The organism is Olleya sp. 1-3, from assembly GCF_002836085.1.
Lineage (GTDB): Bacteria > Bacteroidota > Bacteroidia > Flavobacteriales > Flavobacteriaceae > Olleya > Olleya namhaensis.
On sequence record NZ_PJBW01000005.1, the window covers coordinates 71,389 to 84,803 of the forward strand.

Consider the following 13,415-nt stretch of genomic DNA (forward strand, 5'->3'; position numbering starts at 1 on the left):
GTTATACTGCAATGTAATATTTTAAAATGAAATACTAAAAATGACATGATTTAAATCATATCAAAAGTTTAATTTCAAATTGAAGAAATTGGTATCTTTATTAAGGTGTTTTTTTATGATATTTCGCTTTAAACACACCCGTCTTTTAAAACTAAAACTGATTGTAAAAAGCATCTATATAAATAGTTAATAAAAACAAATTATGACCTATTCCATTACAGCCCAATCCAAAGCAAACAACAATGCATCTATGCAGATTAAACAATCTGATATTAACTTTGGAACAACTAAAGCATCTGCTGACACATTAGCTAACCCCGCAGAATTATTCTTGGGGTCTTTTTCGGCGTGTATTCTTAAAAATGTTGAGCGCTTTTCTGGATTAATGAAGTTTGAGTACACGAAAGCAGAAATAACCGTTGGTGCGACACGTTTAGAGAAACCACCTAGAATGGACCAGATAAATTATAAGCTAAAAATTTATAGTGATGATGACAGTTTAAACATCAATTTACTTAAAAAAAATATTGAAAAATTTGGCACTATTTACAACACTGTAAGTCAATGTTGCGCTATAAATGGTACGATAATAAAAACACCCAATTAGCGGTTACATCCAACCTTCGCGTTTAATCAGTTCTTGTATATGCGCATAATGGTGATTACTATGCCATGCATAAATCCCTAAGTTTTTAGTTAAAGCAACCGTTTCGTTACTTTCAGGATGTATAAAGGTACGTTGTAACTGCTCTATACTTAATCCTTTAACATAATGTACCAACTTAGCATGTACCGCTTTGATGTGTAATAATGACAATTCGATAGGCTGATTGTAATCATGCTGTGCAGCCCATGTGTTTTCGTCATATGCTTTAATCACAGGATTATCTTCCGTCATAGCCCATTTAAAACGGATATAACTATGATGATGACTATCCGCAACATGGTGTACCACTTGCCTAACCGTCCAACCATTAGCACGATATGGTGTATCTAATTGCTTATCCGATAAATCAGATACTAATTGCTCTAATCTATTAGGAAAATGTTCTAAAATAGAAATCCAAGCCTCTGTCATGGCTTTTGTAATAGTTGATGGACAATCAAATGTACCAATAGGGTATTTTAATGTTTCTAGTTGCTGGTCTGTCATGAGGTAAAAGTAAATAAAAAAACCTCAAAAGATTTGACTCTTTTAAGGTTTTATTAGTGTTTTAATATAGTATTTAAACGTGCTAAATATTATACTGTAATATTATTATTTAACGTCAACAAGCTCTACATCAAATACAAGTACGGCGTTAGGTGGAATTGCTCCTCCTGCACCTCTTGCTCCATATCCTAAGTCTGAAGGTATTACAAAACGCGCCTTATCACCTACGTTTAATAATTGAATCCCTTCATCCCAACCAGAAATAACTTGACCTACTCCTACTTGAAAATCTAAAGGTTGGTTACGTTTGTAAGAACTATCAAATACAGTTCCGTCTGCTAATTGTCCTTTATAATGTACAGATACTTGGTTTCCTTTTTCTGCTTTTTTACCAGCTCCTTTTTGGATGATTTGGTAACGTAAACCACTTTCAGTTTCTTCAAAACCTGCAGCTAATTTATCTAACTCAGCACTTTTTTCTGCACGCTCTTCAGCAATACGCTTTTCTCTTGCACCTTCAAATGTTCTAAATGCTTCAATAGCATTAAAACTTTCTGCAGCAGCACCAACTCTAACAATCTCTAAAGTATCAATTTGATCTCCTTGAGCGATAGCGTCTACTATATCTTGTCCTTTTACTACATTACCAAATACAGTATGATTACCGTCTAACCAATCTGTAGCAATATGTGTAATAAAAAATTGACTTCCGTTTGTTCCTGGTCCAGAATTGGCCATACTTAATATTCCAGGCCCACTATGTTTTAATTCAGGATGAAATTCGTCATCAAATTTATACCCTGGATCTCCTGTTCCAGAACCTTGAGGACATCCTCCTTGAATCATAAAATTATCTATAACTCTATGAAACTTTAATCCATCGTAGTAAGGTGTACCTTGAGGCTTAACCTTATTTTCCATATTCCCTTCTGCTAAAGCAACAAAGTTACCAACTGTTCCAGGCGTTTTTTCAAATTCTAAAGCGACTAAAATCTCGCCTTTATTCGTATTAAATTTTGCGTATAAACCGTCTTGCATTACATTGTTTTTTAATGAACTGCAAAGATATAAAGAAGTTAAAAGGTATGTGTTATCTGATATCATTTTTTTTAAGCGAATCCTATTCTCTTAAATTTTATTAGATTTGACACAGATTAAAATAAACTATGGGTGTATTTAGTAAAATTTTTGGAGGAAATAAGACAAGTCAAGCTGAAGATGCTGATTATATCGAAACCGTTTTAAAACATAGTGAAGATGCCCCACTTGGCGTGTCTGATCAAAATGTTATTTATGCTGGTTATAATGAGCTTGGTGGTTACTATTATTTACAAACGTACGTTATTGGGCGCTTAAATACTAAAACCAAAACTGGCGCTACATTGTTAGTGGATGGCGAAGGGTATAACTTGAGCTTAAAATCTGATATGGACGAAATAGAATCTGATCCTGTAGATATTTTTAAGGGTAATGCAACACGTATTGATTTTGAAATTGAAAAAGATACTGTCGAAAAAATAAAACGATCTACTATTAAAAGTATCACGTTAAATATAAAAAAGAACACGTTTGTGTTTAAACCTATTGCAAAAATAAAAGAGGAAAACGAGCAGTAGCAACTGTCGTTTTCCTCTTTTGGTACTGTAATGTGTAATATTAATTAGCGACTTCGCTAATAAATTTAATACGATACAGACGTAATTCTTCGTCATCATAGTCGCCATCAAACTCATCTATTGCCACATCTATTTTATCTGTTTCTGATTCCATAAAGTAGTCATGAATTTCTTCCTGTTGGTCTTCATCTAAAATATCATTTATCCAATAATCGATATTTAGTTTTGTTCCAGAAAATACAATAGCTTCCATTTCTTTAATAAAAGCAGGCATTTCCATTCCTTTTGCAGAAGAGATATCTGTTAATGGTAACTTTCTGTCCACATTTTGGATGATATATAATTTAAGAGCAGAGTTACTTCCTGTAGATTTAACAACTAAATCATCGGGTCTAATAATATCATTATCCTCCACATATTGCGCAATTAAGCTAACAAAATCTTTTCCGTACTTTTTAGCTTTCCCTTCTCCAACACCATGCACATTGGATAATTCGGCAACAGTTATTGGGTATTTTAAAGCCATATCCTCCAATGAAGGATCTTGAAATATTACAAAAGGAGGTACACCTAATTTTTTAGCATTAGATTTTCTTAAATCTTTTAGCATTTTCATTAAAGCCTCATCCACAACTGCACCAGCACCACTTTGTGCTGTGATAATAGAATTATCGGTTTCGTCTCCAAACTGATGATCTTTAGTCATCATAAAAGAGAATGGGGTGTCAATAAACGCTCTTCCCTTATCTGTTAACTTAATGACACCGTAAGTTTCGATATCTTTTTTAAGCATAGCTGTCACTAATATTTGGCGTGTTAAGGCCATCCAATAGGATTTATCTTTTGCACTTCCTTTTCCAAAAAAGGGCTGTGCATCTGTTTTATGTGATGCTATTAAAGCATTTGATTTTCCAGTAATAACATTTACTAGTTCTTTTGCTTTATACTTTTCGTTAGTTGCATCAACAATTTCTAAAAGCAATTTAACATCGTCTTGTGCTTCTTGTTTGTCTTTTGGAAAACGCATGTTATCATCCATATCTCCACCATCTCCAGTGGCGTTGTCAAACATTTCTCCAAAATAATGCAATATAAATTTACGTCGTGATATTGAAGTTTCCGCGAAAGCGACAACCTCTTGCAGTAACGCTTGACCAATCTCTTGCTCCGCTACTGGTTTACCCGACATAAACTTTTCTAGTTTTTCTATATCCTTATATGCATAATACGCTAAACAATGTCCTTCTCCTCCATCACGTCCTGCACGACCTGTTTCTTGGTAATAACTTTCTATACTTTTAGGTATGTCATGGTGAATTACAAAACGTACATCTGGCTTGTCTATTCCCATCCCAAAAGCAATGGTAGCGACAACAACGTCAATATCTTCCATCAAAAACATATCTTGGTGGTTGGATCGTTTTTTAGCATCCAATCCGGCATGATACGGTACTGCTTTAATACCATTAACTTGCAATACTTGTGCTAACTCTTCCACGCGCTTTCTGCTCAAACAATAAATAATCCCTGACTTCCCTTCGTTTTGTTTTACAAAACGGATAATATCAGAATCTACAGTTTTTGTTTTTGGACGTATTTCGTAATATAAATTAGGTCTATTAAAAGAAGCTTTAAACGTATTGGCATCATTCATCCCTAAGTTTTTCAAGATATCCTCTTGCACTTTAGGTGTTGCGGTTGCTGTTAAACCAATAATAGGAATATTATCCCCTATACGTCTTATAATAGATCTTAAATTTCGGTACTCTGGTCTAAAATCATGACCCCACTCACTAATACAATGTGCTTCATCTACTGCCATAAACGAGATTTTTACAGTGCGTAAAAACTCCACGTTTTCCTCTTTGGTCAGCGATTCTGGTGCTACATATAATAGTTTTGTAATACCGTTAGTAATATCCTCTTTAACTTGTTTTACTTCTGTCTTGTTTAAAGATGAATTTAATACATGTGCAACACCATGCTCATTAGATATACCACGAATGGCATCTACTTGATTTTTCATTAATGCAATTAAAGGAGACACTACAATAGCAGTCCCTTCTTGCATCAACGCTGGCAATTGGTAGCATAAACTTTTACCACCACCAGTTGGCATTATCACAAATGTATTTTCTTGTTTTGTAATACTTTGTATAACCTGTTCTTGAAGTCCTTTAAACTCGTCAAACCCAAAGTATTTTTTTAATGCAGAATGCAAATCGCTTTTCACTAGTTATAACTTACGTATTAAATTAATTATTTACACTTACTTACATATGACTAACAAATAAAATGTTGCTAAAAATTGAATTCCCCTCCCAATTTTTTCGCTAAATTTGTTGCCAATATTATTATATTAAAGCTTTGTCGCTTTTTTAGAATAAAACTAAAGATAGTAAAATCTTTATAAACCAAAAAAATTAAATACATTGAAAACAAAAGCATCTATTATTAGTAGCGCAAAAGAAACAATTAAATTAGAAGGGGAGTCAATACTAAACCTCTCTACTTTAATTGATAACGACTTTGCGGACGCTGTAGAATTAATCTATAATTCTAAAGGTCGTGTTATTATTACAGGTATTGGTAAAAGTGCTATTATAGCTACAAAAATTGTAGCAACTTTAAATTCTACCGGCACACCTGCTGTATTTATGCATGCTGCGGATGCCATCCATGGCGATTTAGGATTGATACTACAAGATGATGTGGTAATCTGTATTTCTAAAAGTGGAAACACACCAGAAATTAAAGTCTTAGTGCCATTAATTAAAAATGCTAAAAACAAAATGATTGCCATTACTGGTAATAAAGATTCGTTTTTAGGACAACAAGCAGACTATATCTTAAATGCGTTTGTACAAAAAGAAGCGTGTCCAAATAATTTAGCCCCAACAACAAGTACAACTGCACAATTAGTCTTAGGTGATGCTTTGGCGGTAAGCTTATTAGAATTAAGAGGGTTTTCAAGTAAAGATTTTGCCAAGTATCATCCAGGTGGTGCTTTAGGAAAAAAATTATATTTAAGAGTTGAAGATATTTCTTCTGTAAACCAAAAACCAGAAGTTACTTTAGACACCAATATTAAACAGGTGATTATTGAAATTTCCGAAAAAATGTTAGGTGTTACTGCAGTTACAGAAAACAATGCTATTGTTGGCATTATTACAGACGGGGACTTACGTCGTATGTTAAGTAAAGTAGATAATTTTACAGATTTAACTGCTAAAGATATTATGAGTGCTAACCCAAAACGTATCGAAGAAGATGCTATGGCTATTGATGCTATGGAGGTTTTAGAAACGTACGGTATCTCTCAAATATTAGTAGAAAAAGAAGGCAAATACGCTGGTGTGGTACATATCCACGATTTAATTAGAGAAGGTATTTTATAATGGCGAAAAAAAATGTAAACGAGATGTCTTTCTTAGATCATCTTGAGGATTTAAGATGGCATTTAATTAGAATCGTTTCTGCTGTTGTGCTTTGTGGTATGGTGGCCTTTTGCTTTCCAACATTTATGTTTGACAGCGTTTTATTTGCACCTCAAAAAATGACGTTTCCAACCTACCAAGGTTTGTGTGAAATGTCTCAGTTTTTTGGATTTGAAGACATTAGTTTTTGTGCAGATTCCTTCCCCTTTATTATTCAAAACCGTGAAATGGCAGGGCAATTTTCCATACATATCTGGACGTCCATTTATGCTGGTTTTATTGTAGCCTTCCCGTATGTGATCTATCAATTATGGAAATTTATCAGTCCCGGATTAACCTCTAAAGAGAGAAGAACATCAACAGGATTTATTATTATATCGTCCTTGTTATTTTTTATGGGTGTCCTTTTTGGATATTATATTATAACACCGCTATCTATTAACTTTTTAGGGACGTATTCTGTTAGTGCAGAGGTATCCAATGAGATTGACATTTCGTCTTATATCGGGTTAATCAGAGCATCTGTATTAGCTTCTGGAATAATATTTGAGTTACCTATATTAATCTACTTTCTTACAAAAGTTGGTTTGGTTACTCCTGAATTTTTAAAAAAATACCGAAAATTTGCATTGGTTATTGTATTAATTTTGTCGGCTGTAATTACGCCTCCAGATGTAGCAAGTCAAATTATTGTAGCGATTCCTGTAATAATCTTATATGAAGTAAGTATTCATATCTCTAGAGTTGTAGTGAAAAAAGAAAAAAAAGAAAATAAAAAAGAAAAAAATGTCAGAACCAGTTAAAGAATTTAACGACTATCGCGAAAAAATGAATGATAAAATTCTAGGCGATAATAATAAAATAATCAAACGTATTTTTAATTTAGACACCAATGCTTTTTCTGAAGGCGCTTTGGATGTTAAAACTAAAGAGTTATTAGGTTTAGTAGCCTCTACAGTATTACGATGTGATGACTGTATAAAATACCATTTAGAGTCTAGTTACAACCATGGTTTATCTAAAGAGCAAGTTATGGAAACGTTAAGTATTGCAACTTTAGTTGGTGGTACTATTGTTATACCACACTTACGTCGTGCTTATGAGTATTGGGAGGCTTTAGAAGCACAAGATGCAACAAAGCAAGGTTAAACTTTATATAAAATAAAGCGCCTATTTTACAAGTTATACTGAAATGCTTATTTTTAGCACAATTAAACACACCAAATGAAGCTTAGAGCCGAACATTTAATGAAGTCCTATAATGGACGTAAAGTAGTAAAAGACGTATCGCTTGAGGTTAGTCAAGGTGAAATTGTTGGGCTTTTAGGACCTAATGGTGCTGGAAAAACAACGTCGTTTTACATGACGGTTGGTTTGGTAAAACCTAATGCTGGAAATATCTACTTAGACGACACCAACATTACTAATTACCCAATGTACAAGCGTGCTCAAAACGGAATTGGATATTTAGCGCAAGAAGCATCTGTGTTTAGAAAACTAAGTATTGAAGATAATATTCTAAGCGTGTTACAAATGACTAAGCTTACAAAAAAAGAACAATTGCACCGCATGGAGTCTTTAATTGAGGAGTTTAGTTTAGGTCACATCCGTAAAAGTAGAGGTGATTTATTATCTGGAGGAGAGCGTCGTCGTACAGAAATTGCACGTGCATTAGCCACTAATCCTAGTTTTATATTATTAGACGAACCCTTTGCAGGAGTAGATCCTGTTGCTGTAGAGGACATACAACGTATTGTAGCACAGTTAACCAAAAAAAACATTGGTATATTAATTACAGATCACAACGTACAAGAAACGTTAGCTATTACAGACCGTACATATCTTATGTTTGAAGGAAGTATCCTTAAAGCAGGAGAACCAGAAGAACTTGCTAATGATGAAATGGTACGTAAAGTATACTTGGGTCAAAATTTTGAACTACGTAAGAAAAAAATTAGAGACTAAATTTAATCTCATAAATACAACACAAACAGCTATACTCTTAACTAAAGAGTGTAGCTGTTTTCTTTTGCTCTAAATCTAACATTTGTTTTTATTTTAAAATTAAATAGGATTCGTATGTAAATTTTATATATCTTTATGATATCAAAATAATATCATACTAAATCACTAACTATGAATCAAGAAAAAGAAATCAAACCATTAAATGGCTATTTAATACTAGCCATAACTATTGCATTAATAGTCACTAGCATCTACCTAATAATTGCAACAAAAAACCCGTTATACATATTTGGTTTAGTTGCAGCTATTATATTATTTAAAGGATTTGTATTAGTAAATCCTAACAACTCTAGAGTATTACTTTTATTCGGAAAGTACGTTGGAAGTATAAAATCTAATGGTCTGTTTTGGGTGAATCCTTTATACAATAAAAAAGCAATTTCTTTACGTGCTAGTAATTTTGATAGCGAACGTTTAAAAGTAAACGACAAGCTAGGAAACCCAATTATGATTAGTACAATCTTAGTATGGCGCGTCACTAATACTTACAAAGCATCTTTTGATGTAGATAATTACGAAAACTTTGTAAAAGTACAAACCGATGCTGCCGTAAGAAAACTAGCTAGTATGTATCCTTATGATAATTTTGCAGACGAAGGTCATGTTGAAGATATTACCTTACGCTCAAGTGTAAATGAAGTTAGTGAAGCGCTTGAAAAAGAAATTGACGAACGTTTATCTATTGCAGGAATCGAAGTATTAGAAGCAAGAATTGGATATTTAGCATACGCACAGGAAATAGCTAGTGCAATGCTTAAAAGACAACAAGCAACCGCTATAGTTGCAGCTCGTCATAAAATTGTAGAAGGTGCTGTAAGCATGGTCGAAATGGCTTTAGAAGAACTAGGTAAAAAGAATATTGTAGAGTTAGATGACGATCGTAAAGCTGCCATGGTTAGTAACCTAATGGTTATCCTTTGTGGAGATAAAGATGCATCTCCAGTATTAAATACAGGGACTTTAAACCAATAAGCAATACATTTGCATTAATCACAACACTTTAACTAATACTATAAATGGCTAAGAAAAAAGCTTTTGCATTACGTATAAATGAAGACATGATGAAAGCCATAGAAAAATGGGCTGCGGATGAGTTCCGCAGCACTAATGGTCAAATTGAATGGATGCTAAACGAGAGCCTAAAAAAAGCAAAACGCAGCCCTAAAAAAAGAACACCTGATACTAACGATTAAATATCGTTAGTATCTTTTACTTTATTCCTTGAGGCATTTTCTGCCATAATCTTCTTTTGATAACGCCCTTGCACAACGTCCACAATAATTAAAATAACCAATACAAAGTAAAAGGTTGTCTTACTCATAGATTCAATTGGGTTTCCAAATAACTTTAAGTGTGCCAAATGCCCACCTTCTGTTACTAACATGATTCCAACTATAAATAAGATAAATAACCCTAAGACTTCATACATACGGTTTTTAGCTAAAAACACTGAGATTCTATCGGCTAAAAACAACATTAACAACCCACTAATTACAATCGCAATTGCCATAACAATAAACGCGGTTGTTGCGTTTTCAATTTCGCTAGTTAATCCTATAGCTGCTAAAATAGAGTCAAAAGAGAATACTAGATTCATAATAACTATGCTAGTTACCACAGCATTTGCAGATTTACCACGTTTACCATCACCTTCAATATCCACATCTAAATCGTGTGCACCAATCATGTGCCATATTTCTTTAATAGCCGTATAGATAATAAAACCACCTCCTGCAAGCACAATTAAACTGTGTCCGTTAAAAGCAAAACTAGCAACACTCCCAAACTCCCCTGTCATAAAAGAAAAAGGTTCTTTAAAAAAGTCAATAATAGATACTAGTACAAACAATAAAATAATACGCAGTACAATAGCTATTAAAATACCCACTTTTCTAACACGCTTTTGATCAGCTTCTGGTGCTTTTTTAGATTCTAAAGAGATATATAAAAGGTTATCAAAACCTAAAACAGCTTGCAATAAGACAAGCATTAATAATGTAAAAACAATTTGTAACATGATGTAATTAGTTGATTATAAAAATTTAATTGATATTATTGAATAAGGATAGTAATATGTAAAGTAAAATAACTACCGGTATAGCAGCAAAATGTAATACTATTAAAAGCACAATGCTTAAAATAATAAAGATATAACGGACAGCGTTTGGTTTAAAACTCAAGTTTTTAAATTTTAAAGCGAATAACTTTACTGGCGAGTTTAATATATAACAACTTAATATTGTTAAGGCTATTAAAAACCACTTATTAAGTATAATACTATTAATTAAATCATTATTCTGAAACTCTAAAATTAAAGGTAATGACAAAATTAGTAATGCATTAGCAGGTGTTGGTAAGCCTTTAAAGTAACTCTGTTGGTCTTCGTCTATATTAAAACGCGCCAATCTGTATGCAGATGCTAAAGTTACAAATAACCCTATAAATGGCAATAAATTAAAATGATAGCCCGTCCACTCCATAGATTCTGACCAAGAATCTATTGGTGTAATGGCTTTACTATTACTCGCTAATTCTAATAATTTAAAAAGCACTAAACCTGGGACTAATCCACTAGTCACCATATCTGCAAGACTATCTAACTGTAGTCCAAGCTCACTTTGCACGTTTAATTTACGTGCTAAAAGACCATCAAAAAAATCAAAGAAAATACCTAAAAACACAAAAAAGGCAGCAAAAACAAAATGATTGTTTATGGCAAAAATTACTGCAATACTTCCGCATAATAAATTTAGAAGCGTAATAAAATTAGGTATAAAAGCTTTGATGTTCATCAGTTAGTTTTTTGTAAAAATAGCAAAGTATTTTGGTCTATTCCAAACACTAAGCAATATACTATTAATTTTGAAGTTTAATATATAGAAAAATTATAGCATCTTTGTAAAAAAAATTGAAATTGAAAGTCCATTTACTAGCTTTTTTAGTCCTAAGCACAACACTTACCGTTGCTCAAACAACACGTAAATATTCAAACGAATTTATGAATATTGGTGTGGATGCAGCTGCTTTAGGAATGAGTAGCGCTACCGTGGCTAGAACTAACGATGTTAACTCTGGTTACTGGAATCCTGCAGGACTTATCAATTTAGAAGACAATCAATTAGCCTTAATGCACTCTAGTTATTTTGCAAATATTGCTAATTACGACTATGCTGCTTTTGCCATGCCTTTAGATGATAGGAGCGCTTTCGGAATCTCGTTAATTAGATTTGCAGTCGATGACATTTTAGACACCACACAACTTATTGACGAACAAGGTAATGTTAACTACGATCGTATTAGTTTATTTTCTACAGCAGATTATGGCTTAACATTTTCTTACGCTCGAAATTTACCTATTGAGGGGTTAAGTTATGGGGTCAATGCTAAAATTATTAGACGTATTATCGGAGACTTTGCTTCTAGTTGGGGATTTGGTTTAGATGCTGCCATACAGTTCCAGAGCGACAACAATTGGAAGTTTGGTATTATGGCACGTGATATAACGACAACTTTTAATGCTTGGACTATAAATGAAGACGAATTTGCAAAAGTACAAAATGCAGTAGAAGGTCAAAACCAAGAGCTGCCTGAAACTACCGAAATTACGATTCCTAAACTACAAATTGGGATTGCCAAATTATACCGTTTCCATTACGACTATACTTTAGAAGCCGAATTAGATTTAAACGTTAGGTTCGAACAAAATAACGATGTCATATCAACCTCTTTTGCAAGTATAAATCCTGCGCTAGGATTTGAATTTGGATACGTGGATATGATTTATTTAAGAACAGGTGTAGGTAATTTTCAAAACGAATTACAAATAGACAACTCTGAAGATTTAACCTTTCAGCCCAGTTTTGGTGTTGGCTTTAAATATAAAGGCATCCAGGTAGATTATGCATTTACGGATATTGGAGACCAAAGTGTTGCACTTTATTCAAATGTGTTTTCGTTAAAACTTGACTTTAGTGTTTTTAGATAAGTTATCTTTGTTGCATGAAATTAGCTTTACAATTTTTCTTTTTATTTACAATAACAATTGGGTTTTCTCAAAGCCTTCCATTGTCTCAAGATGCTACTATTAGTGTTATTACTATTGGGCCAGGACATAATTTAAATGATGCTTTTGGGCACAATGCTATTAGAGTAAAATCTCGGTTTTCTGATATCACGTATGACTTTGGTCGTTACGATTTTGATGCGCCTAATTTCTACTTAAACTTTGCAAGAGGAAAACTAAACTACCTACAAGGTAAATCAGATTACAATAGGTTTGTAGCCTTGTACATTAGAGAAGACCGTACGGTTAAAGAACAAGAGTTACGCTTAACATTTGCGCAAAAACAAGCCTTAAATAATTACTTAGAAACCAATTACAAAAAAAATCAAGGCGCCTATTTATATGATTTTTTCTATGATAATTGTGCTACAAAAATAAGAGATGCAGTTGAAGTTACTTATGACAATAATTTTACCTACAACTTACCAAAAGACTACCAAGAACAAACGTTTAGACAATTAATAGACGGTAATTTACATTGGAATACTTGGGGTAGCTTTGGAATAGATATCGCCTTAGGTTCTATTATAGACCGCACAGCAGCACAAAGAGAACAACTGTTTTTACCAGAGTATGTTAATCAAAATTTTGAAACAGCAACTTTAAAAGACACCAAACAACCGGTAGTCTTTAACTCTAAAACTATTTACACTCAAAAAGGAATTAACAGTAATAAGACAAGTACGTTTATAACAAGCCCATTATTAGTGCTTACCATTATAGCTGGTATTATTGTTTTTATAACGTATACAGATAACAAAAACAAGACCAGATCTAAAGGTTTAGACCTAACACTATTTATTACAACAGGTGTTATTGGTGTGTTATTGTTTTTACTTTGGTTTGCAACAGATCATACTGCTACTGCTTATAATTACAACATCTTATGGGCATTTCCACTAAGTGTATTCTGTATACCTCAACTTTTAAAAGCAGTGCCTAAAAATTGGTTTATTGCCTATATTAAATTTTCTATTTTAATGTTATTCCTAATGGTAATGCATTGGACTATTGGTGTACAACGCTTTGCTCCTGCATTACTACCTTTATTAATCGCATTAGCTATTAGATATGTATATCTATTAAAATATTACAAGGCAAATCGTTTACAATAAGGCTTT

Annotated in this window: 15 protein-coding genes; 10 read left to right on the top strand and 5 right to left on the bottom strand. The window is 33.0% G+C overall.

Going from position 1 to position 13,415, the window contains the following annotated elements; all coding sequences use genetic code 11:
- The first annotated feature begins 202 nt into the window (after positions 1 to 202).
- Entirely contained in the window at positions 203 to 607 is a 405-nt protein-coding gene (locus CXF54_RS06695; RefSeq protein WP_101202942.1) for an OsmC family protein, read from the top strand.
- 3 nt (positions 608 to 610) lie between these two features.
- Here CXF54_RS06695 and CXF54_RS06700 read toward each other — a convergent pair whose 3' ends face one another.
- Both CXF54_RS06700 and CXF54_RS06705 read right to left on the bottom strand, forming a co-directional pair.
- Complete coding sequence (locus CXF54_RS06700; RefSeq protein ID WP_101202943.1) at positions 611 to 1,153, bottom strand: YfiT family bacillithiol transferase; 543 nt, start codon at positions 1,151 to 1,153, stop codon at positions 611 to 613.
- Between the two features lie 105 nt (positions 1,154 to 1,258).
- Positions 1,259 to 2,191, bottom strand: coding sequence for a peptidylprolyl isomerase (locus CXF54_RS06705; protein ID WP_101202944.1), 933 nt, complete (start codon positions 2,189 to 2,191; stop codon positions 1,259 to 1,261).
- Between the two features lie 128 nt (positions 2,192 to 2,319).
- Here CXF54_RS06705 and CXF54_RS06710 point away from each other — a divergent pair, with 128 nt between their 5' ends.
- Positions 2,320 to 2,769, top strand: a complete 450-nt coding sequence (locus tag CXF54_RS06710) for a hypothetical protein (protein WP_090839365.1) — start codon at positions 2,320 to 2,322, stop codon at positions 2,767 to 2,769.
- A 40-nt stretch (positions 2,770 to 2,809) separates the two neighbouring features.
- On the opposite strand, the gene CXF54_RS06715 is transcribed toward CXF54_RS06710, so the two are convergent.
- Positions 2,810 to 5,002, bottom strand: a complete 2,193-nt coding sequence (locus tag CXF54_RS06715; RefSeq protein ID WP_101202945.1) for an ATP-dependent DNA helicase RecQ — start codon at positions 5,000 to 5,002, stop codon at positions 2,810 to 2,812.
- 199 nt (positions 5,003 to 5,201) lie between these two features.
- Here CXF54_RS06715 and CXF54_RS06720 point away from each other — a divergent pair, with 199 nt between their 5' ends.
- From CXF54_RS06720 to CXF54_RS06745, 6 genes are all read left to right on the top strand, one after another.
- Positions 5,202 to 6,167, top strand: coding sequence for an SIS domain-containing protein (locus CXF54_RS06720; RefSeq protein WP_090839359.1), 966 nt, complete (start codon positions 5,202 to 5,204; stop codon positions 6,165 to 6,167).
- Positions 6,167 to 7,009 (top strand): twin-arginine translocase subunit TatC, encoded by an 843-nt coding sequence (gene tatC / locus CXF54_RS06725; RefSeq protein WP_101202946.1) that lies wholly within the window; start codon positions 6,167 to 6,169, stop codon positions 7,007 to 7,009. The genes CXF54_RS06720 and tatC overlap by 1 nt, the downstream gene beginning before the upstream one ends.
- A complete protein-coding gene (locus CXF54_RS06730) occupies positions 6,993 to 7,355 on the top strand; it encodes a carboxymuconolactone decarboxylase family protein (protein WP_101202947.1) in 363 nt (120 codons plus the stop codon). The genes tatC and CXF54_RS06730 overlap by 17 nt, the downstream gene beginning before the upstream one ends.
- Positions 7,356 to 7,430: 75 nt before the next feature.
- Positions 7,431 to 8,171, top strand: a complete 741-nt coding sequence (lptB, locus tag CXF54_RS06735) for an LPS export ABC transporter ATP-binding protein (protein WP_090839350.1) — start codon at positions 7,431 to 7,433, stop codon at positions 8,169 to 8,171.
- Between the two features lie 171 nt (positions 8,172 to 8,342).
- Positions 8,343 to 9,203, top strand: a complete 861-nt coding sequence (locus CXF54_RS06740) for an SPFH domain-containing protein (RefSeq protein ID WP_101202948.1) — start codon at positions 8,343 to 8,345, stop codon at positions 9,201 to 9,203.
- A gap of 44 nt (positions 9,204 to 9,247) precedes the next feature.
- On the top strand, positions 9,248 to 9,424 hold the full coding sequence (locus CXF54_RS06745; RefSeq protein WP_090839345.1) for an Arc family DNA binding domain-containing protein: 177 nt from the start codon (positions 9,248 to 9,250) through the stop codon (positions 9,422 to 9,424).
- On the opposite strand, the gene CXF54_RS06750 is transcribed toward CXF54_RS06745, so the two are convergent.
- Entirely contained in the window at positions 9,421 to 10,248 is an 828-nt protein-coding gene (locus CXF54_RS06750) for a TerC family protein (RefSeq protein WP_101202949.1), read from the bottom strand. The genes CXF54_RS06745 and CXF54_RS06750 overlap by 4 nt on opposite strands.
- A 25-nt stretch (positions 10,249 to 10,273) precedes the next feature.
- Positions 10,274 to 11,023 (bottom strand): CDP-alcohol phosphatidyltransferase family protein, encoded by a 750-nt coding sequence (locus CXF54_RS06755; protein ID WP_101202950.1) that lies wholly within the window; start codon positions 11,021 to 11,023, stop codon positions 10,274 to 10,276.
- A 206-nt stretch (positions 11,024 to 11,229) separates the two neighbouring features.
- Between CXF54_RS06755 and CXF54_RS06760 the strand changes: the two genes are divergently transcribed.
- Together CXF54_RS06760 and CXF54_RS06765 are read left to right on the top strand one after the other, a co-directional pair.
- Positions 11,230 to 12,216, top strand: coding sequence for a PorV/PorQ family protein (locus tag CXF54_RS06760; protein ID WP_101203113.1), 987 nt, complete (start codon positions 11,230 to 11,232; stop codon positions 12,214 to 12,216).
- Positions 12,217 to 12,230: 14 nt separating this feature from the next.
- Complete coding sequence (locus tag CXF54_RS06765; RefSeq protein WP_101202951.1) at positions 12,231 to 13,409, top strand: DUF4105 domain-containing protein; 1,179 nt, start codon at positions 12,231 to 12,233, stop codon at positions 13,407 to 13,409.
- The last annotated feature ends 6 nt before the right edge of the window (positions 13,410 to 13,415 follow it).